General features: G+C 43.9%; 24 protein-coding genes and 3 tRNA genes. 26 read left to right on the top strand and 1 reads right to left on the bottom strand.

The annotated features are described in order from the left end of the window. Window positions 1-24 precede the first annotated feature (24 nt). The 16 genes from recR (at window position 25) to NHH16_RS11195 (ending at window position 12,965) form a co-directional block, all read left to right on the top strand. Window positions 25-621, top strand: a complete 597-nt coding sequence (gene recR / locus NHH16_RS11270) for a recombination mediator RecR (protein ID WP_262069707.1) — start codon at window positions 25-27, stop codon at window positions 619-621. A gap of 12 nt (window positions 622-633) precedes the next feature. Then, window positions 634-1,287, top strand: a complete 654-nt coding sequence (gene fsa / locus NHH16_RS11265; protein ID WP_262069706.1) for a fructose-6-phosphate aldolase — start codon at window positions 634-636, stop codon at window positions 1,285-1,287. A 13-nt stretch (window positions 1,288-1,300) separates the two neighbouring features. Further along, complete coding sequence (locus NHH16_RS11260) at window positions 1,301-2,137, top strand: transketolase (RefSeq protein WP_262069705.1); 837 nt, start codon at window positions 1,301-1,303, stop codon at window positions 2,135-2,137. Beyond that, on the top strand, window positions 2,125-3,060 hold the full coding sequence (locus tag NHH16_RS11255) for a transketolase family protein (protein WP_262069704.1): 936 nt from the start codon (window positions 2,125-2,127) through the stop codon (window positions 3,058-3,060). Before NHH16_RS11260 ends, NHH16_RS11255 begins: the two co-directional genes overlap by 13 nt. Window positions 3,061-3,079: 19 nt before the next feature. Next, entirely contained in the window at window positions 3,080-4,294 is a 1,215-nt protein-coding gene (locus tag NHH16_RS11250) for a DUF5711 family protein (RefSeq protein WP_262069703.1), read from the top strand. Between the two features lie 18 nt (window positions 4,295-4,312). Beyond that, window positions 4,313-5,230, top strand: a complete 918-nt coding sequence (locus NHH16_RS11245; RefSeq protein ID WP_262069702.1) for a CvpA family protein — start codon at window positions 4,313-4,315, stop codon at window positions 5,228-5,230. 158 nt (window positions 5,231-5,388) lie between these two features. Further along, window positions 5,389-5,460 (top strand) — tRNA-Asn (locus NHH16_RS11240). A 131-nt stretch (window positions 5,461-5,591) separates the two neighbouring features. Next, window positions 5,592-5,663, top strand: a tRNA-Glu gene (locus tag NHH16_RS11235). Window positions 5,664-5,952: 289 nt separating this feature from the next. Then, window positions 5,953-6,024 (top strand) — tRNA-Cys (locus NHH16_RS11230). Between the two features lie 107 nt (window positions 6,025-6,131). Further along, window positions 6,132-6,884, top strand: coding sequence for a hypothetical protein (locus NHH16_RS11225; protein WP_262069701.1), 753 nt, complete (start codon window positions 6,132-6,134; stop codon window positions 6,882-6,884). A 112-nt stretch (window positions 6,885-6,996) separates the two neighbouring features. Beyond that, the gene (locus NHH16_RS11220; RefSeq protein WP_262069700.1) at window positions 6,997-8,061 is read left to right on the top strand and encodes an ABC transporter substrate-binding protein; all 1,065 of its coding nucleotides are present in this window, start codon (window positions 6,997-6,999) and stop codon (window positions 8,059-8,061) included. Beyond that, on the top strand, window positions 8,051-9,739 hold the full coding sequence (locus tag NHH16_RS11215; protein WP_262069699.1) for an ABC transporter permease: 1,689 nt from the start codon (window positions 8,051-8,053) through the stop codon (window positions 9,737-9,739). The genes NHH16_RS11220 and NHH16_RS11215 overlap by 11 nt, the downstream gene beginning before the upstream one ends. Continuing rightward, entirely contained in the window at window positions 9,714-10,643 is a 930-nt protein-coding gene (locus NHH16_RS11210; protein WP_262069698.1) for an ABC transporter ATP-binding protein, read from the top strand. The genes NHH16_RS11215 and NHH16_RS11210 overlap by 26 nt, the downstream gene beginning before the upstream one ends. A gap of 51 nt (window positions 10,644-10,694) precedes the next feature. Then, window positions 10,695-11,798, top strand: a complete 1,104-nt coding sequence (locus tag NHH16_RS11205; protein WP_262069697.1) for a glycerol dehydrogenase — start codon at window positions 10,695-10,697, stop codon at window positions 11,796-11,798. After that, complete coding sequence (locus tag NHH16_RS11200; RefSeq protein ID WP_262069696.1) at window positions 11,765-12,310, top strand: M48 family metallopeptidase; 546 nt, start codon at window positions 11,765-11,767, stop codon at window positions 12,308-12,310. Before NHH16_RS11205 ends, NHH16_RS11200 begins: the two co-directional genes overlap by 34 nt. A 16-nt stretch (window positions 12,311-12,326) precedes the next feature. Continuing rightward, entirely contained in the window at window positions 12,327-12,965 is a 639-nt protein-coding gene (locus tag NHH16_RS11195; RefSeq protein WP_262069695.1) for a lactate utilization protein, read from the top strand. Window positions 12,966-12,991: 26 nt separating this feature from the next. On the opposite strand, the gene NHH16_RS11190 is transcribed toward NHH16_RS11195, so the two are convergent. Continuing rightward, window positions 12,992-13,498: a flavodoxin family protein gene (locus tag NHH16_RS11190; protein ID WP_330643521.1), complete on the bottom strand. Its 507-nt coding sequence runs from the start codon at window positions 13,496-13,498 to the stop codon at window positions 12,992-12,994. A gap of 187 nt (window positions 13,499-13,685) precedes the next feature. Between NHH16_RS11190 and srtB the strand changes: the two genes are divergently transcribed. The 10 genes from srtB to NHH16_RS11140 all read left to right on the top strand — a co-directional run. Next, entirely contained in the window at window positions 13,686-14,483 is a 798-nt protein-coding gene (srtB, locus tag NHH16_RS11185; RefSeq protein ID WP_262069694.1) for a class B sortase, read from the top strand. Between the two features lies 1 nt (window position 14,484). Then, entirely contained in the window at window positions 14,485-14,676 is a 192-nt protein-coding gene (locus NHH16_RS11180) for a DUF951 domain-containing protein (protein WP_262069693.1), read from the top strand. A gap of 93 nt (window positions 14,677-14,769) precedes the next feature. Next, entirely contained in the window at window positions 14,770-15,672 is a 903-nt protein-coding gene (locus NHH16_RS11175) for a sulfite exporter TauE/SafE family protein (protein ID WP_262069692.1), read from the top strand. A 75-nt stretch (window positions 15,673-15,747) separates the two neighbouring features. Beyond that, on the top strand, window positions 15,748-17,109 hold the full coding sequence (brnQ, locus tag NHH16_RS11170) for a branched-chain amino acid transport system II carrier protein (RefSeq protein WP_262069691.1): 1,362 nt from the start codon (window positions 15,748-15,750) through the stop codon (window positions 17,107-17,109). A 131-nt stretch (window positions 17,110-17,240) separates the two neighbouring features. Then, window positions 17,241-17,528 (top strand): 30S ribosomal protein S6, encoded by a 288-nt coding sequence (gene rpsF / locus NHH16_RS11165; RefSeq protein WP_262069690.1) that lies wholly within the window; start codon window positions 17,241-17,243, stop codon window positions 17,526-17,528. A gap of 19 nt (window positions 17,529-17,547) precedes the next feature. Continuing rightward, window positions 17,548-17,991: a single-stranded DNA-binding protein gene (locus NHH16_RS11160; protein WP_262069689.1), complete on the top strand. Its 444-nt coding sequence runs from the start codon at window positions 17,548-17,550 to the stop codon at window positions 17,989-17,991. Window positions 17,992-18,016: 25 nt separating this feature from the next. Next, on the top strand, window positions 18,017-18,283 hold the full coding sequence (gene rpsR / locus NHH16_RS11155; protein ID WP_262069688.1) for a 30S ribosomal protein S18: 267 nt from the start codon (window positions 18,017-18,019) through the stop codon (window positions 18,281-18,283). Between the two features lie 275 nt (window positions 18,284-18,558). After that, window positions 18,559-18,732, top strand: coding sequence for a hypothetical protein (locus tag NHH16_RS11150; RefSeq protein WP_262069687.1), 174 nt, complete (start codon window positions 18,559-18,561; stop codon window positions 18,730-18,732). A gap of 12 nt (window positions 18,733-18,744) precedes the next feature. Continuing rightward, window positions 18,745-19,188 carry a DUF6075 family protein gene (locus NHH16_RS11145; RefSeq protein WP_262069686.1) on the top strand — a complete coding sequence of 148 codons (444 nt, stop codon included), beginning with the start codon at window positions 18,745-18,747 and terminating at the stop codon, window positions 19,186-19,188. After that, a partial coding sequence (locus NHH16_RS11140; RefSeq protein ID WP_262069685.1) for a ParA family protein occupies window positions 19,189-19,780 on the top strand: 592 nt, incomplete at its 3' end. It abuts the gene before it with no gap.

Below are 19,780 nucleotides of genomic sequence, written 5' to 3'. Positions count from 1 at the left end.
AGATCTATTAGGGGATGTATAAATATGGATTACTATAGTAATCAAATTAGCAAATTGATAGAGGAGCTTTCCAGATTGCCAGGTATTGGCTCTAAGTCGGCAACGAGGATGGCTTTTCATATGCTTAATATGAAGGAAGCGGATGTCAAACGTCTCGCTCAGACCATTGTGGACGCAAAAGAGAATATCAAGTACTGTAAGGAATGCTATACGCTGACGGACCGGGAATTATGTCCGATCTGTAGTAGCGATAAGCGCAACCACAAAGAGATTATGGTGGTTGAACATACGCGAGACTTAGCAGCGTATGAAAAAACCGGGAAGTACGAAGGCGTCTACCACGTCCTGCACGGAGCGATTTCACCGATGCTAGGAATTGGTCCAGAAGATATTAAGCTTAAGGAACTCATTGAGCGCTTGCAAAAGGATGTTGATGAAGTGATTATTGCCACCAACTCCAGTCTTGAAGGCGAGACCACTGCTATGTATATTAGCAAGCTGATCAAGCCCACGGGGATTAAGGTGACCCGGATCGCCAGTGGCGTACCGGTGGGTGGTGACTTAGAATATATCGACGAAGTCACGCTTTTGCGGGCCTTAGAAGGCAGAACAGAACTCTAAAAGGAGGAACACATGCAATTTTTTATCGACACAGCAAATTTTGACGAAATCAGAAAAGCTAACGAAATGGGTGTTATCAGTGGGGTAACCACTAACCCGTCTTTGATTGCCAGAGAGGGTATCCCTTTTGAAAAAGCAATTGAAGAGATTGCCGGGATTGTGGACGGTCCTATCAGTGGAGAAGTAAAAGCGACCACGACGGATGCGAAAGGGATGATTGCAGAAGGCCGAGAAATCGCTGCTATTCATAAAAACATGGTAGTAAAAATTCCCATGACAGCGGAAGGGCTAAAAGCGTGTAAACAATTGACAGCGGAAGGGATTAAGACCAATGTCACCTTGATTTTCACCGCTAATCAGGCACTCTTAGCAGCTAGAGCAGGCGCGACCTACGTATCTCCTTTCTTAGGCCGTCTAGATGATATCTCTTTTAGAGGTGTAGATTTAATCGAAGAAATTGTAGAGATGTTCCGAGTTGCAGATATTCAGACGAAAGTGATTGCTGCCAGTGTTCGCAGTCCTATTCACGTAACCGACTGTGCAATTGCCGGTGCAGATATTGCCACCGTACCTTATAATGTTATCGTGAAGATGATTGATCACCCGTTAACAGACGAAGGAATTGAGAAATTCAAAGCTGACTATAAGAAGGCTTTTGAAGAATAAAAGGAGGAAAGAAATGAATAAGCTCGAACTACAAAAGACAGCAAATGAGATCAGAAAAGGGATTGTCACCGCTGTCCACTCAGCAAAAGCCGGCCATCCAGGCGGCTCACTTTCAGCAGCAGATATTTATACCTATCTGTATTTTGAAGAATTAAACATCGATCCAAAAGACCCTAAGAAGGCCGACCGGGATCGCTTTGTTTTGTCCAAGGGACATACTTCACCAGGGTACTATGCGAGCCTTGCTAATCGCGGCTTCTTCCCTGTAGAGGATTTGCCAAGCTTTAGACACACAGGTTCTTATTTGCAAGGACATCCGGATATGAAACACATCCCCGGAGTAGATATGAGCAGTGGGTCTCTTGGCCAAGGTATCTCCGCCGCTGTCGGAATGGCGATTTCCGCTAAACTATACGACGAGTCATACCGCGTCTACACCTTACTGGGTGATGGCGAGTTACAAGAAGGTCAAGTATGGGAAGCTGCTATGTTAGCTGCTCACCGCAAGCTTGATAACTTCGTGGCAATTATTGATAACAACAACTTACAAATTGATGGCGCGATTGATTGCGTGAACTCTCCTTATCCAATCGATAAGAAATTTGAGGCTTTCAACTTCCACGTAATCAATATCGACGGTCACGATTTTGATCAAATTGACGCGGCCTTTAAGGAAGCAAAAGCAACCAAAGGTAAGCCGACAGCCATTATTGCCAAGACAATTAAGGGAAAAGATGTCTCTTTCATGGAGAACCAAGCAGCATGGCACGGTACAGCACCGAACGACGAGCAGTATGCAGTGGCAATGGCAGATTTAGAGAAAGTAGGTGAAGCACTATGTCAGAAGTAAAGAAAATTGCAACGAGAGAGAGCTACGGTAATGCCTTAACAGCTCTTGGTGAAGCTCATAAAGATGTGGTGGTTCTTGATGCCGACTTGGCAGCAGCTACAAAAACAGGCGTATTTCAAAAAGCTTTTCCAGAACGTCATATCGACTGTGGAATCGCTGAATGTAATATGATGACCGTCGCTGCGGGTATTTCTACTACCGGTAAGGTGCCTTTTGCTAGTACCTTCGCGATGTTTGCTGCAGGTAGAGCCTTTGAGCAAGTGCGTAACTCAATCGGCTATCCTCATTTAAATGTAAAAATTGGTGCGACTCACGCCGGTATTTCTGTAGGTGAAGACGGTGCGTCTCACCAGTGTAATGAAGATATCGCCTTAATGCGGACCATTCCGGGAATGGTGATTCTTAACCCAGCAGATGACGTGGAAGCAAAAGCCTGCGTGGAAGCTGCGTATAAGCACGAAGGACCAGTCTATATGCGTTTTGGTAGATTGGCTGTACCGGTAATTAACGATCAACCAGATTATAAATTCGAAATCGGGAAAGCGATTACCTTAAGAGAAGGTACCGACGCGACGATTATCGCTACCGGTTTACCGGTATCCGCTTGTCTTGAAGTGGCAGAGCGTTTGGAAAAAGAAGGAAAAAGCGTAGGCGTTATCAACATGCATACGATTAAACCAATAGATTTAGAGGCGGTAGCAGAAGCAGCTAAAACCGGAAAGATCATTACCGTAGAAGAGCATTCAATTATCGGCGGTCTTGGCGGTGCAGTTTGTGAAGCGGTAGCAGCAAGTGGTGATGCAAAAGTCTTAAGAGTTGGAATTGAAGACGTCTTCGGCGAGTCAGGACCAGCGGTAGAATTAATTAAGAAATACGGATTAGATGCAGATGGCATCTATGAAAAAGTAAAAGCATTTATTTAATAGTAGAGGAGAAGCGACGATGCCTAAAAGAGGTAAAAATCTGCGGGTAGTACAAGATGATGAAGTTCTAGATCTTGATAAATACTGGGAGACTGAGAAAAACATCGACGAACAGATTAACGCCTATCGCAGAAAAAGGAGGCGTATGCTAATCTTAGGCATTGTCGCAATTCTCGTAATTATTACGGCAACGTACTTGGTGGTGCATTTTCAGACATACACGAAGATTAAAACGGTACAAGAGGTGGAGACAAGCGACGTAACCGAAAGTGGATATCAGCAGTTTGCCGCTGGGGTTTTGCGTTACAGTAAGGATGGTATTTCCTTGCTAAATAAAAGCGGTGATGTTATTTTTAACCAGCCGTATCAGATGCGAAATCCGATTGTTACGGTCTCGGAGTCGGCCGCCGCAGTTGCCGATAAAGAAGGAAATGAAGCCTATATTTTTAATAAGGAAGGCCTAATCGGTGAGGTGAAAACAAGTGCCCCGATTGAAAAAGTCACGGTCTCCGAACAAGGGATTTTGTGTGCGCTTTTAAAGGGTGATACCGCACCATCCATTATCTGTTACGATACCAAGGGAGCGGTCTTAGTTGAGCATAAATCTACCATTGCGACAACCGGTTACCCTGTGGATGCTCGCATTAGCGAGGACGGGAAAGGGATGATTGTATCCTATCTCCATATCAAAGAAAAGCAAGTGGAGAGCAAAATCGGTTATTATAGCTTTGCCGGGGAAAACGACAAAAGCGATAAGGTGGGAATTAAAGAAGTGGTGTACGAAGGCGAACTCGTGCCCACAGTTGGTTTTCTGCGAGGAGATATAAGTTTCCATGTAGGGGAAAAGAGCCTCTCAATCTACCGAGGAATTACGGAACCTACGGAAGTATCGAAGGTAAATTTTGATTTGGAAATTAGCAGTGTGGCCAGTGACAGTAAATACATCGCGGTCTTACTGAAAGATAAAACCCAGTATGAAGTAAGGCTCTTTGGCGCGAACGGCAAAGAGAAAATGCGCGGCAAAGTGAAGAACGTATATAGCCATATGAAGGTCGTCGATGGACAAGTAATCTTGTACGATGGCACGAATATATGTATCGTGTTAAAAGATGGCGTAGAGAGGTTTGTAGGTGAAGCTGATAAGCCAATTCTCGAGGTGTATCCGCTCTGGGGGGTAAATAAGTATGCAATTATCAACAGCAGCGGTATGGAAACGGTAAGGCTCACTAAATAAAGGTAGGAGAGAAAAAGGATGGATTGGATTGTAATCGTCGTAGCACTTATTTTCGTGATTGGTATCGGGGTGGGTATTGGTCGCGGTGCCATAAAAATTGTCGTATCCTTGGTAACTACAATAGTTACCTTGGTTCTGGTGGTTTTTCTAACACCCTATGCGGCTAAAGCAATTACAAAGTTTACACCGCTAGACGAAATGATAAAAACACAGGTAATGACATCGGTAACAAGCTCGGCAAAGGACCTGTTTACCGGTTCTATTTCTGATGAACTCGCCATTGATGCGGATGCGATTAAGCGGGCGCTTAATGCCGTAGGTATTTCAGAAGAGAAGCTAGCCGAACATGACTTGACAATTGACGATGTGATTAGCGGCAAGGTGACCGATGACGAGCTCAATGAACTGGGGATATCCGATCAAGTGTTAGCAGGGATAAAAGACTCTCAGCAGAAGATGATTACGGCGATTGAGGAGAGCGATATTCCTAAAGAAACCCAGATTAGTGCCATCGAGCAAGCGGAAATCCCGGACTTTTTTAAAGAGCTGCTACGGGAAAACAATAATGAAGAAGGCTATAAAAAAGTAGGGGCGACGACCTTTGGTGAGTACGTAGGTAATTATCTGTCAAAGCTATTGATTAACGTAGTTGCTTTTATCGCAGTCTTTATCTTAATGACAATTATCATCCGAGCGTTTATATTTGCCCTGGACGTAGTTTCTAATCTGCCGGTAATCGGCGCACTTAACCGCTTAGGTGGCGGTATACTAGGTGCTGTTGGTGCTTTAGTAATCGTGTGGACCATCTTTATGTTGATTGCCCTTTTCTATACAGCGGGCGTTGGTAAGGATGTCTACGTAACGATTCACGAACATAAATGGCTTCGTCTAATCTATGATTTAAATCCAATTATGAAGCTTGCGACAAAAGTGTAAGGGGTATCTTGACAATTTAAGAGGTGCGTGGTACTGTATTGTCGTGCGTTAAGTGCTCATAACGTCATCGGATGACTAGGCTCGAAAGAACCTCGCCAAGGATCCGATACGTATCGCACGTAAACGCCTATAAGACAGGCGTTAAGTGCTCATAACAGTCCTCGATAGCTCAGCGGTAGAGCATTCGGCTGTTAACCGAAGGGTCGCTGGTTCGAACCCAGCTCGGGGAGTTAGAATTAGAAAATCCTGCAGACAATTGTTTGCAGGATTTTTCTATTACAGTTTTTTGTATAAACCTCTTGAAATAAGACGAGCTTTATGATAATATAACGATTGGTCGCTATAGTGAAGTGGCCGATGCGGCCCCTTGGTCAAGCGGTTAAGACATCGCCCTTTCACGGCGGTAACACGAGTTCGATTCTCGTAGGGGTCATTTGCACTTATAGGTAAGTGTAAACGATATGTGTATCACTAAGTACTGTGATATGTATCACACGTAAAAGACCAAAGTACGGTCTTTAAGTGCTCATAACGAGTCCCAGTACTAAGTTCGTGAGATACCTCACTAAGTACTGTGACATGTATCGCACGTAAGTGACTAAAAGACAGTCACTAAGTGCTCATAACGACATCGGATGACTAGGTTCGGAAGGACCTCACCAAGTATCCGATATGTATCGCACGTAAATGCCTACAGAACAGGCATTAAGTGCTCATAACGAGGCGCCATAGCCAAGTGGTAAGGCATGGGTCTGCAACACCCTGATTCACCAGTTCAAATCTGGTTGGCGCCTTTTAAAGAAACTCAGTATACTTTTGTGTACTGAGTTTTTTGTTGCCCTCAAATGTGATAAAGTAGAGGTGGAAGGTTGGTAGGTGGAGGCTAAGAAAGGCGGGGAATATGGGAGAGATTGAAAGTAGAATTGTGGAGATTATTCGTGAAGAGCTAGCTAATTTGGGAAGAGCGGATTTATACAGGGAGCCGCTAGTGGCTTTTTCGGCAGCTGATAATCCTAAGTATCAGGGGCTTAAAGCGATTGTGGGTGAGTGGCATCAGACGCCGACAGAGCTTTTTCCCGGTGCGAAGAGTGTGATTAGTTACTTTGTGCCGTTTACCAAGGCAGTGGTGGACTCGCCGAAGAATTCTGCTCAGGAAACACCTTTATGGGGCGAGGCATATGTGGTTATTAATGAATACTTCGATTATATAAATCAAAAGGTCTGTGATTATCTGGAAGGGGAGGGCTACCCTTCCCAGAAGATTCAGGTTAGTTATGATGAAAAGACGCTAAGAGCGCCGTGGTCTCACCGAAGTGGTGCAGCGGTAGCGGGGCTTGGCTACTTTAGTGAGAACCGTATGCTAGTAACAGCGAAAGGCTCTGGTGGGCGCTTGGGCACGATTATGACGGCGGCGGAGCTTATGCCTAATCAGGAAGAACTGGAAAATAAATGTCCCTATCTGCGAGATGGTTCTTGCGGCTTGTGCTTTCAGATCTGTCCGGTGAAAGCCTTGACTCCAGACGGCTTTAAGGGCCTTAGCTGTCAGGCAGAGACAGATAAGAACGGCGAGTTATTAGAGGCTTCGCTAGGAATGGCAGGAGCGACTACCTGTGGCAAATGTGTAAGTATTTGTCCTCTCTCTTATCGGATGTGATAGAAAAAGACTATAAGTGAGACGAACCTATAGAGCAAGACAATTAGACCTCTTCAGAAATAAAGCCTATAATAGCATTGGTATTATAAATGCAGCAAAAGTGGAGGTCTAGATGAAAAAGAGAATACTTGCAATACTTATGATGGTGACGATGGTCAGTGTGCTTGCCGGTTGTGGAAAGAAAGCAGCGGATGATGCGAATAGCGATAGCAAGGAGGCTGACGAAAAGTCGACGAAGATAGAGGGTACGTTAAATGTGGTGGCCACTAGCGAGAATTACCAGCCGTTATTTGATCGGTTTACCGAAGAGGTTGGTCCAGAGGTAGAGTTTATCTCGATGTCTTCTGGGGAAGTGCTGTCAAAGCTTAAGGCCGAAGGAGGTACCCCGGCTGCCGATGTTTGGTTTGGTGGTGGGATTGATGCGTTTATGGACGCGAAAGAGAACGGCCTGTTAGAGCAGGTGAATTTTGACGCTGCCGCAGATCTTACGCCAGAGTATAAAGATAGCGAAAACTACTATTTTTCCAAGGGTGTTACGGTAGTTGGGTTTATTGTGAACAATGAAATCCTTGAAGAAAAGGGACTTGAGGCGCCAAAGAGCTGGGATGATTTGACCAAGCCAGAGTATGAAGGCGAGATCTTGATGTCGAATCCAGCGATTTCGGGAACGAATTACGCCGTTGTAAATGCCCTGCTACAATTAAAAGGTGACGCTGGGTGGCAGTACTTTGAGGATTTGAATAAAAACATTACCTACTATTCTAAGCGGGGCTCAGACCCTAGTACGAAAGTAGCCGCTGGGGAAGTGGCTATCGGAATCACCTATATTGATGGCACTTTAGCGGAATTAGAGGAAAGCGCTGATGTAAGCGTGATTTATCCGGAAGAGGGGATGCCCTTTGTTCCTGAGGGAGTAGCCGCCTTTGCCAATAGTGAAAATGAGGAGGCAGCGAAGGCTTTTATAGAATGGTTCTACTCTGATGACGAGAATCTAAAGCAATTAGCGGAGATTGATCAGAAGAATACCGTACTGTTGGTAAAACCTGAGATTGAAGGGTTAGAGCTTGATTTTAAACAAGACGAATTATTGACGGAAGATTTAAGCTTGTTTGGTTCACAAAGAGAAGAAATTTTAGAAAAGTGGGCCACCTTAATGGGAGACAAAGGTGAAGAGTAAACAAAATAATAAGCGGGCGCAAGTTAGAAGCGCCCGTTTTTTTGACATATTAGATAAGTTAATAATAAGTGGTCTCGTTATCTTGGTGCTAGCCTTTATTTTCTATCCTATTTTATGTGTGATTCTCAGGGGCGTAAATGTAGAAGGTAGCTTTAGCTTAAAGGTGTATCAGGAAGTGTTTACCAAGAACCAGAAGCTTCTGTGGAATAGCGCCTATGTGGCAATTATTACGGCGCTTTTATCGACCGTATTAGCTGTTGGTATTGCTACGGTGGTAGTTTTTAGCGGACGCCTAAAGGGGTTTCTGATGGGTGTTTTATTAGTGAGTATGGTTTCGCCGCCGTTCATCACTTCGCTTTCATACATTCAGCTGTTTGGCCGCCGGGGGAGTATCACTCACGGACTGTTAGGGCTTTCTCTAGATCCTTACGGACCGATTGGGGTGATTATTATGCAAACCATTTTCTTTGCGTCTTTAAATGCCCTTTTGCTAATCGGCATGATGGAGAAGGTGGATCAAAATCTATTACAGGCCGCCGCAGATTTGGGAAGCGATAATAACGATACGTATTTTCAGGTAGTGTTGCCGCTAACCCTTCCGGGAGTTATCGTCTGCTTTCTGCTTTCATTTGTGCGTTCTTTGGCAGATTACGGGACACCGGTCGTTATTGGCGGTCGGTATGAGAATCTGTCCACCGAGATTTACATGCAGCTAATCGGCTACGCTAATTTAGAAAAAAGTGCCGCCCTTAACACCTTGCTTTTAGTACCGGCAATTGTGGTATTTATTCTTTACCGGCTTTTGATGAGTAAGGGGAACCGTCTGCTACAAGGAGGGACGCCTTTAAAGGAAGAGGAGATGCAGCATTACCGGCCACGAGGCCTGGTTTACGGGCTACTGCTACTGCCCACGGTGATTTTCTATGGAATGATGCTACTACAATACGGTTCCATCTTCGTCAATAGCTTTAGCAAGCAACAAAAAGGGGTGCGAACCTTTTCCCTTGAACCTTTTTTGCAAATGTGGAGTCGCCGTAAGGATACCTTTTTTAGGAGTCTTGTCTATGCCTTAGTGGTAGCCCTTGTGGGGACGCTAATTGGCATGTTGATCTCTTACTATATTGAGCGACGCAAACTAAAGGGCGGCAAGTTCTTTGACTTTTTAGTGACGGCACCCTACATGATTCCCGGTTCTTGCTTTGGAATCGGGTATATCTTAGCTTTTAATTCGGAACCGATTAAGCTAACGGGAACGGCGGCAATCGTAATCCTCAATATGATTTTTAAACAGCTTTCGATTACCACAAAGGTAACGAGTGCGGCTTTTACTCAGATTCCGGAAGAGCTTGACATGGCCTCGGCTGATTTGGGCGCTAAGCGCTTACAGACCTTAAAGGATATTCTTTTACCGAATCTGCGAAGTAGCTTTGCGGTCGGCTTCGTTAACAACTTTACGTCGGCGATGGTGACCGCCGGTGCGGTGATTTTCTTAGTGAACGCTGGTCAAAAGATAGCTGTATTTACCCTGTTTGACGCGATTAATTCGGGTAAATACGCAGAGGCTTCGATGATTTCCACCGTGCTTATTCTGGTGACGGTGTTGATAAATGTAATCTTCTTACGATTGCTTAAAGGGAAAGGAGGCGAAAGCCATGTATCTGGAATTAAAGGATATTAGTAAGCGTTTTGACAATAAAGAAGTGGTCAAGAACTTAAGCTTAGGGATAAAGGAAGGCGAGATTCTTTGCCTTTTAGGGGCATCAGGATGTGGAAAAACCACGACTCTAAAGATGATTGGCGGCTTTCTACGGCCTGATAGCGGGGAGATACTTTTAGAGGGGGAGGACATCAGCAGTCTTTCGCCAGAGGTGCGCCCAGTATCTACGGTCTTTCAGTCCTATGCCCTTTTTCCCCATATGAACGTGCTTAAGAACGTGATGTACGGTCTTAAATATCAAGGCTATAGTAAGAAGCAGGCACGCCAGGAGGCGCAGAGATACCTAGAGCTTGTGGATTTAGGTGATTATCAGGAGGCGAGAACCGCGGAAATATCTGGTGGCCAGCGCCAAAGAGTGGCACTGGCAAGAGCACTGGTAACGAAACCGAAGGTGCTGCTTCTCGATGAACCTTTAAGCAACTTAGACGCCGCCCTGCGGGTTAAGATGCGTGAAGAGATTCGGGATATTCAGCGCAAATTTAAGATTACGACGATCTTCGTTACCCACGATCAGGAAGAGGCGATGGTGGTAGCGGATCGTATCGGTATTATGCATGATGGGAAGCTCACTCAAGTCGGGACACCTGAGGAGGTGTACTTAAGGCCCCGAGATGCCTATACGAAAGGTTTCTTAGGACGGGTCAATTCTTTTTTGACTCCAGATAACGAAAGGATTTCCTGCCGACCGGAGGAGATGCAGTTTTGTGAGGCGGGACCGTTTCATGGGACCTTGGTGAAAAAGGAGTTTCTAGGGTTTTATCGCTTGTTTTATCTCCAGGTGGGTGAAGACGAAATCGTTTTGCGGGGAGACGGAAATAAAGACTATAAACTAGGGGAAGAAGTCTTTTTTTGTCTAAAAAAATAAGCTATAATGAAAATAGTCTAGGAAAATAAGGAAAACGGAGGAATCACACCAATGAGCAAAATCTTAATCTGTCCGACAAAATATCAGCAAGGCGCCGGAGAACTGAAAAGAGTGGGCGAATACGCGAAAAATTACGGTAAGAAGGTGCTAGTACTAATTACGAATTCGGGTTATAAGCGGATTGGTAAGGAAGTGGAAGCAAGCCTTAGTGAACACGGCGTCGAAGTCGTAATCGATTACTTTAAGGGAGAGTGTAGCCGGTCGGAGATCGAAAGACTAAAAGCTATTATGGAGGAGCAGGGATTGGATATGGTCATCGGCATCGGTGGTGGCAAGATTCTGGATACGGCGAAGGCAGTAGCGTATTACTGTAAGCGGCCGGTGATGATTTGTCCGACGATTGCTTCAACCGACGCTCCTTGTAGTGCGTTATCGGTGATTTATTCAGATAAGGGAGTATTTGAAGAATATTTATTTTTACCAACCAACCCCAATATGGTACTGGTGGACACGGAAGTGGTCGCCAAGTCACCGGTAAGACTAACGGTAGCGGGGATGGGAGATGCCCTTGCCACTTATTTTGAAGCAAGGGCGGTAGCAAAAAGCGACAGCACGACCTGTGCCGGCGGAAGCGGAACCCTTGCGGCTCTAGCCTTAGCAAAGTTATGCTATGAAACATTATTAACGGAAGGGGTAAAAGCGAAACTGGCTCTCGAAAGCGGCGCGTTGACAAAATCAGTGGAAGCCATTATCGAAGCCAACACCTTGCTGTCTGGAATTGGATTTGAAAGTGGCGGCTTAGCGGGTGCTCACGCCATTCATAACGGTTTTACCGCTTTGCCAGAGACCCATCAGGCATACCACGGAGAAAAGGTGGCCTTTGGTACGATTGTCCAATTGATCTTAGAGAATGCCGATGAGGACGAACTAGGAGAAGTGATCGAGTTCTGTATTGAAATCGGTCTTCCCGTAACCCTTAAAGAGCTAGGTATTCGAACCATTAATGACAGTAAGCTAAAAGAAGTGGCCAAAATCGCTTGTGCCGATAGCGACACCTTAGGAAATCTTCCTTTCAAAGTCAGTGAAGAAGATGTGGTGGCAGCAATCAAAGCAGCAGACGCTTGTGGTCGTTATTTCTTAGGAGAGACAAAATAAAAATACAAATTGAGCGCCGAAGAATCAGGAATATAAATATCTATATAAGACCGCCAAAGGGCGAGGTGCTAGTGACCGCACCTCTAGGAGCCAGTGACGAGGAAATCGAAGCCGTCCTAAAGGAGAAGCAGGACTGGATTCGTAAAAGCAGGGAAAAAGTAATTGCCCGTAGTCAGAAGACAATAGAGGAGCCCGCTCTTTCTAAGGAAGAGCTACAAAAGTTAGCTCAAAAGGTAGAAGTGTACGCCGATAAATGGGAGCCGGTGCTGGGAGTCAAGGCCATAAGCTTTACTCTGCGACGGATGAAGACTCGCTGGGGAAGCTGTAGTATCTCTTCAAAGCGTATCCGTATTAACACGAAACTGGCCTACTATCCGGATCGGTGCTTAGAATACGTGGTGGTACATGAGCTTTGCCATTTGCTAGAGGCAGGGCATAATAAGAAGTTTTGGGGGCAGGTGGAGAAGGCGCTTCCAGACTATAAAGAAACGATAAAGTTGCTAAAAGAATAGTAGGTGGAGGGATACGATGAGCGAAATTAAAGAAAAGCGTAATGGGCTTCTCGGAGAAAAGTTGATTAAAAACATGGAGAAGCGTGGCTTTGAGGCCTATTATGTAAAAACGAGGGAGGCGGCGCTAAAAAAGGCCTTAGAGCTTATTCCAGGTGGCGCTAAGATTGGCTATGGTGGCTCGGCAACCCTTGATGAAATTGGCTTAAAGCAGGCCGTCTGTCAAGGTGAATATCAGGTGGTTGACCGGGACAAAGCCAAAGATCCCGAAGAGAAACGCCGTCTAGAACTGGAGGCGCTGGATACCGATTATTTCCTATGTGGCACGAACGCTATTGCTGAGACGGGAGAGCTAGTAAATATCGATGGCAACGGTAACCGCCTTGCCGGCATTATCTATGGACCTCGAAATGTGTTAATCGTTGCCGGTATGAACAAGGTGGTAAAGACATTAGATGAGGCCATTTCCCGGGCGCAAAATATCGCAGCTCCGATTAACAACCAACGCTTTGAGTTACAAAACCCTTGTCACGGGGATGGTGCCTGTCACCTTTGCTTTTCTCAGGAAAGCATTTGCTGTCAGTACCTGGTGACGAGAATGTCTCTTAAGAAACAGCGTATTAAGGTAATCTTAGTAGATGATAATTTAGGGTACTAAAAAAAGAAGGACCTTGGAGGTAAGAGTTACCTCCGAAGTCCTTCTATCTTTTTTAAGCTATGAGCTACAAATTCATCAGCGCCTTGCATATCCACTTCGTCTGGATGGGTAAGGGCTTGATCAAATCGCGACAAAAGCGCTTCTGCGTGTCGCTCTTCACATTTCTTGCGGACCGCCTGGGGAAATTTCCCTTGGCAGATATAGGCGCCTAAATAGATATTGTCATCTTCTATCCAAGCCGCTGTAGTAGCGGCGACTTCTTTTTTATATTCATTAGAATCACCTAGGCCACAAGTGGCAAATAGGGCGATAATCTTTCCGCTCAGTTGGCTTAGAAAATCAGAAACCCCGATATGACACGTGCCTTGATAAACCCCAAAGCCGACAAAATAAACCTTTGCTTCAGGAAGACGTTCCCCAGAAGCAAGGTCGATAATATCTTTTGAATTCCCCGGTAAAGCTGAAAAAATCCGAGTAGCAAGCCTAGCCGTGTTCCCCGAACGACTCTGATAAAGTACTAAATAATCAAGCACTAGCATACTCCCTTTCTTTGTTTGCGACATACCATTGTCATACGTATATGATAGACGGATAATAGTACTTCTTCAATTAACTGCCTCTTAAACCCTATTAAAAATACATAAACTCAAGACGAAATAATCCTTTGTATGTTATAATACCCTTGATAAAAAGCAAGCTTATACAAGGGGTATAATTAATATGAGTAGTAGAAGAGAGCAAAGAAAAAAGAAAAAGGGATCAGGGATTATCAGTACAATTATCTTGATTATCGCGATTATTGTTCTGATTGTTTCGGGTGTGAAATTATTCTTTATCATTAAAGGATATCTAGACGGACGCAGTGAATATAAAGAAATTGCCGAGAAAGTGATTATTAATACCGAGGACAATGAGGAAGAATTCTACGTAGATTTTGAGGCCTTAAAAGCTCTAAATCCAGATACTTGTGCTTGGATTCGCTTTCCTAATGAACCGAAGATTATTAACTATCCGGTCGTGCATACGGACAATAACGACACCTATCTTCATAAGACTTTTTCGGCAAACGAGAATACGGTAGGTGCGATCTTTTTAAATGCGTATAACAATCCGGATTTTAGTGACCGTCACTCAATCGTTTACGGACACTATATGAATGATGGCAGTATGTTCAATAAATTAGAGGATTATAAAGACCAGGAATTCCAAAAGGCGAATCCGATTTTCTATCTATACACGCCAGATGGAATGCGCCATACGTATGAGGTCTTTTCGGTGGCAAAGATCTTAGAAAACGACGATTCTTACATCTTTCAATTTAATGACGATGCAGAATTTGAAAAGGTATTAGCGAGAAACAAAGAAGTTTCTTTGTACGATACAGGGACACAGGTGGACAAAGACAGCAAGATAATGACTCTATCAACCTGTACAAGCTTAAATTATTCAGATGAACGTTGGAAAATCACAGCAGTTCGCACAGAAAGTGTAGAGATGGTAAAACCGGAGGGAAAGTAGCGTGAGTTATACATTTGCCGTAGGCGATATTGTAACCTTAAAAAAGCCCCATCCTTGTGGCTCGAAAGATTGGGAGATTCTGCGCGTAGGCGCGGATTTTCGTCTGAAATGTCAAGGGTGTGGTCACCAGATTATGGTAAGTCGTAAACTGGTAGAAAAAAACGCTAGAGATTTGAAGAAAGCGGAGCAGTAGCAAAAAGTGGCTAATTGACTTTTCAAAAGGTAATTGTTAAAATTATGGAAGGAATGGACATTTTTTTAACAAAAATCCTGGAGGGATGAGATTATGGTTGATTATTTTAGGTCGTTTAACACTACGCAGACGTTTTTGGCATGGGCAATTTTCATTTGGCTGTTAGCCTTTGGAATTTACCTAGTTGTTGACTGCATCAAGCACAAAGATGAATTCAACACTTCAAAATTAGTGCCACTAGCAATTATTGGGGCTGTTGCGAATTTTTTTGACACGTTAGGAATCGGGAGTTTTGCCACTACTCAGGCGGGGTTTAAGTTTACTAAGTCCTGTGAGGATGAATTAGTACCAGGAACCTTGAACGTAGGTCACTGTATTCCTATCGGTGTGGAGTTCATTTGCTTCCTTACCTTTGGAAACGTAGGTAACGTAACCCTAGTAACCATGATTGCCGCTTCTATAATCGGTGCGGTTTTAGGAGCAGCGATAGTTACGAAACTACCGGTTAAGCAGATTCGTTACGCGCTCAGTGGTGCGTTAATTATCTTGGCAATTGTGCTTTTCCTTAAAAACATCGGTTGGGGGCCATTCTCAGGCACCATAGGTGATCCTGATGCCGTTCAAGAGTTAATTGGTTATAAATTAGTGATAGGCATTATTGGCAACTTTGTACTAGGTGCGCTCATGACCATCGGTGTTGGTCTATACGCGCCGTGTATGGCCTTAGTCGGAATATTAGGACTGAATATCAGTGCCGCTTTCCCAATTATGATGGGCTCTTGCGCCTTTCTAATGCCAGCCGCCGGAATTAAGTTTATTAAAGAAGGGAAGTATGATCGTAAAGCGGCGCTAATGATGGCAAGTTTCGGTATCATCGGGGTACTAATCGCTAACTTCCTTGTAAAGAGTTTAGATCTATATCATTTGACATTTGTAGTAATTGTAATTATGTTCTACACCGCATACGTATTCTTCCGGGATGGAAGAAGATCATAAAGAAAGCGATTAGCCATCTGCCCTCAGTTTGGGAAACGGGAGCAGGTGGCTATACCTACATTTTGGGGGATAAAAATGAACAGAAAAGTGTCGTTGATGGAAAATGTCTTTGTGGGCTCGATGCTCTTTGGCCTTTTTTTCGGGGCAGGTAACTTAATCTTTCCGGTACATATGGGGCAACTAGCCGGAGGCAATGTACTCTTAGCAAGTCTAGGCTTTGTTGTCACCGCAACAGGCTTACCGTACTTGGGCGTACTGACAATTGGCATTACAAATAGTAGTGGCTTACTGGATTTAGCAGGGCGTGTAGGAAAGGGTTGGGGAATACTTTTCACATGCTTTCTGTATCTAACCATCGGCCCCTTTTTTGCCTATCCGAGAACGGGAACGGTGTCTTATGAAATCGGCATGTCGATGTTTATCGGACCAGAGCATCAAAGGCTTGGTCTTTTAATATTTACCTTGCTCTTTTTCGGAATCGCATTAATCTTTTCGCTTTATCCAGGGAAAATTCTCCTCTGGGTAGGGAAGGTGTTAAACCCTCTCTTTTTGGTATTGCTTACGATACTGATTGTCTATACTTTTGTACGACCGATGGGAGATGCGTCCATGATGCCAGCAGCGACGAGCTACCAGAATAAAGCTTTTCTAAGCGGCTTTTTGGAAGGGTATAACACGATGGATGCCTTGGCTTCTCTCGCCTTTGGCGTGATTGTGGTCGATTCTATTAAAAAACTGGGAGTCGCAGAGCCGAAAGAGATTACCAAAAGTATGGCAAAAGCGGGATTTGTCAGTATGATTCTAATGGTGATTATCTACAGCTGCTTAAGCTACATGGGAGCTGCGAGCCTGGGAACTTTTGAAGTGAGCGACAATGGCGGGATTGCTCTCGCCCAAATCGCCGGGCACTATTTTGGCCCCTTTGGCAATGTCTTGCTAGCGCTTATTGTTACAGTTGCCTGTCTTAAAACGGCGATCGGTCTAGTGACCTCTTGCTCGGAGGCCTTTGTAATGATGTTTCCTAGGTCCTTATCCTATCGGAAATACGTGGTTCTCTTTACCGTAATCGGTTGCGGAGTAGCTAACGTGGGCTTGACGAAAATAATATCCTTATCGCTGCCGATTCTCATGTTTCTCTATCCGCTAGCCATTGTGCTGATGATCGTTTCCTTCTTGGAGCATTTCTTCGGCGGCGGACAGCTTCCCTATATCACGTCGGCTCTAGCCGCAGGGCTATTTGGTTTTGGTGACGCTTTGGCGGTCTTACCGGAGAGTGTAAAGAGCCTAAAAGTGGTAGTAGGTCTCTTAGAGTTATATGAGAAGGTACCTTTCTTCTCGGTAGGAATGGGTTGGGTGTTGCCATCGCTACTGGGAATTGCGCTGGGGTACGGGATTTCTTACAAAAAAAGGCAAAAGAATATCGCGAAAAAATCTTGAAATGTCTAGCGAAATATGATACTATAACTGTCTGTGATACAATGATTATCCGCAAGGTAGTAGTTATCTTGCGGACTATCCTTGCTCTTATATAAGATAAGGGCCACAAGACCAGAAGGAGGAGCGATAACATGAACAAGTATGAATTGACAGTTGTTGTTAACGCAAAAATCGAAGAGGAAGAAAGAACAGCCGTAATCGATAAAGTAAAAGCTTTAATCGAACGTTTCGGCGGTACCATTTCTGACGTTGATGAATGGGGTAAGAAAAGACTTGCTTACGAAATTCAGAAAATGAACGAAGGCTACTACTACTTCATTCACTTCGATGCAGATTCAACAGCGCCTCATGAAGTGGAACAAAGAATCCGCATCATGGATAACGTGCTCAGATATCTATGCGTTAAAAACGAAGCGTAAATAGAGACGAGGTAAAAATATGAATAAAGTAATTTTGATGGGAAGACTTACGAGAGATCCGGAAGTTAGATATTCACAAAGTGATAACCCTCTTGCGGTAGCAAGATTTTCGGTAGCGGTTGACCGTAGATTTAAAAGAGACGGTGAGGCGGATGCTGACTTTATCAACTGTGTAGCATTTGGTAAGCAAGGTGAATTTATGGAGAAATACTTCCATAAAGGCATGAAAGCAGCAATCGTTGGTCGTATTCAGACAGGCAGCTATACGAATAAGGACGGCGTGAAGGTATATACTACGGACGTTGTTTGTGAAGAAATCGAGTTTGCTGAAAGCAAGTCGGCAAGTGAGTCAAATGCCGGAGCTTTTAATCAAAGCACACCATCCCCACAGCCTAAGGCAGATGCCGGCGATGGGTTCATGGATATTCCAGACGGAATCGATGAGGAATTACCTTTTAACTAAATTAAAGTAGAAAGGAACGATAGCGATGGCTTACGAAAGAGGAAGTAGACCGGAAGGCGGCTTCAAGAGAAGAGGCGGCCCGCGCAGAAGAAAGAAAGTATGCGTATTTTGCGGTAAAGAAAATAACGAAATCAACTATAAAGATGTAGCAAAACTTAGAAAATATATCTCTGAGAGAGGTAAAATCTTACCTCGTAGAATCACAGGAAACTGTGCGAAACACCAGAGAGCAATCACTGTGGCTGTTAAGAGAGCAAGACATATTGCCCTGATGCCATATGTCCAGGAATAAAAAACGCCTGTAAACCGCGTAAATGCGGGCTTTCATGATTTTGAAAAAAGTCAAAAAAGCGTGATTTACCACAGTATTTACCACAATTTTGTGGGGTGGTGAAAATTCAATATATTTATTGTCATTAACCGTCTTTGTCGAGTACAAAGGCGGTTTCTTTATGTCTATTCATATCTATCTGTAGAATCCCTAAATAATAAAATCCAAACAATCCAAATCCTAAATCAATGTGGTATGAGTGTGGGCCTTTTCTCGGAGCAAGAAAGGAGGTATCTATGCTTAAAGTGCGTGTGCAAGGAACCAAGGAAGAAATTCTTTGGCTCAGAGAACAGATAATCGCACATAACAAAAAGGTAGAGATCAGTGAAGTGTCCGATTTCTATAAGAACAAAGGAACCAAGAAGTTTGTCAGGCATTATTTTGAAGTGAATAAAGCCAAATGTTATTAAGGAGGGAGCTACATGAATACAGCGCTAAGAGCAGAAAGTGAAGAACTTTTATTTAAGAGTCAGGAACACAAAGAATTTTACTTCAAGCACATGGGAGAAGTTGATAACAAGGATGTGTATAACAAGGCCTTGTTTTATACTCTCGGAATAGCTAATGAAACGCGGAGAATGATTGGTCATATCTATGATTTTGAAAGCAATAGTGTCAGACCGCAATGTTTATTCGAAAGTTGGATTACTAGCGGTTCTGCTAGAGCAGTACGCTTAGCATTTAACCTTTACTGTAACGATACACCAAGTATCTATAAATATGAAGAGAATCAAGAGGAGACCTTAAAGGAGTGTAAATATTATTGCATAGACGACGTTTTTTGTTGTGAATACGCGCCCTTCTTTTTAGAAGCCGTTCGCCTGAGATACCCTGAGTATTTTAGAAGTGTTAAGGAGGTGCTTTAGGTGGGGAAAGTAATTGCTATAGCCAATCAAAAAGGAGGATGTGCCAAAACGACGACTGCAGTGAATTTAAGCATTGGTCTTGCAAGAGCAGGGAAAAAAGTTCTTGCCATAGATAATGACCCTCAGGCTTCTCTCACAGCAAGTCTTGGCTTTAAGCAGCCGGACCAATTAGAGATTACACTAGCATCTAAAATGGGAGATATCATTTTAGATAGAGAAGAGAATTTATTATCGGGAATCGTGCATCATGAAGAAGGAATTGACTTATTGCCATCCAATATCGAGTTGTCGGGCATGGATGTTTCTTTAGTAAATGTAATGAGCAGAGAGACTATTCTAAAGCAATATGTAGATCAGGTAAAAGAACAATATGATTACATTATAATAGACTGCTTGCCTTCTTTAGGAATGCTAACTATTAACGCCCTTGTCTGCGCTGACAACATATTAATACCAGTACAAGCGGCCTATTTACCAGTGAAAGGCTTGCAGCAGCTTATAAGAACTATAGGAAAGGTATATCGGGGACTTAACCCTAAGCTTCAGATTAGTGGCATATTACTTACTATGGTTGACTGCCGAACCAACTATA

Source organism: Ohessyouella blattaphilus (assembly GCF_024721265.1).
Lineage (GTDB): Bacteria > Bacillota > Clostridia > Lachnospirales > Lachnospiraceae > Aequitasia > Aequitasia blattaphilus_A.
The sequence above is the reverse complement of the archived record's forward strand: the minus strand, read 5'-3'. Positions and strand labels throughout refer to the sequence as shown.